Source organism: Nocardia thraciensis (assembly GCF_054782435.1).
This window is the reverse complement of sequence record NZ_BAAGSM010000022.1, coordinates 1-856: the sequence shown is the minus strand read 5'-3', so window position 1 is coordinate 856 and position 856 is coordinate 1. Positions and strand designations below refer to the sequence as shown.

1 protein-coding gene is annotated in these 856 nt (G+C 60.5%); it reads right to left on the bottom strand.

All coding sequences use genetic code 11. The features are described 5' to 3' along the window. Positions 1 to 46 precede the first annotated feature (46 nt). Positions 47 to 475, bottom strand: a complete 429-nt coding sequence (locus ACYVLQ_RS13695) for a hypothetical protein (RefSeq protein ID WP_460697829.1) — start codon at positions 473 to 475, stop codon at positions 47 to 49. Positions 476 to 856 lie beyond the last annotated feature (381 nt).

Below are 856 nucleotides of genomic sequence, written 5' to 3'. Positions count from 1 at the left end.
ACCGGACGCAACCCGGTCCCATGCTCATGGCAAACCGGTGGTCCCTTCAGGCTGGCAGCCGACACTCGAGTTCCGTCCCCCATGGAACGTGTCTTCTCGCCTCTATCGCAAGGAGATTGGCGTTGTTGGTTCCTCGGGCGTGGACTATCAAGTCCGGGGTGACCAGCTTGTCCCGGTCGTCTCGCTTCGGGTCGGGTGGTTCGTTGCGATTATTCTGGCGGTTATATTCGACATCGACATGGATGTTCCTTCCAGGCTGTTCAACCATGTTGGCCAGGTGGTGAGCGATTCGAGACACCAGGGCTTCCTCGCGTAGCTCGTTTACGACGAGCCAGATGTCATCGGTGTAGAGCTCCTCGATGGCGGCAGCCAGCAGAGCTTGCAGTTTCGCCTGGTCGAGATCGCCCTCGGCATGCCCGGGAACGGCGGGACTTAGAGCAGGTCGGCGGTCGGCAGCATCGGTTGCGGTGCGCAACTCTGGGAAGAATGCGTGCGGCGCGGAGGCTGGAATTCGGCCGGTCGACTTGCGGTCCTCGACGTCGAGGATATCGAATTCCCGCAGGAGTGCTACCCTCCAGGGCTGTCTGGCGGTGAATGGCTAGAGCTTCGCTGAAGGACATCGTCGGGTCCGAGCTGCGCAGAATCTTGCCGGCCGCGTGCATGGCTTCGTTGTGTTCGTTGGCCCACTGGCGAATCTTGCCGATTGTGGTACGAAACCGCACGTCATCTTCAATTCCCTTGCCGCTCGCCCTTTCTCCGCGCCCGAGCAGCATCGTCCAGAGCGGTCCGAGTGCCTTAGACCGTGTCTCATGTCGCTGATTTCGCCTTCGTGAGTTTCTTGTAGCAGGTGAGTGCG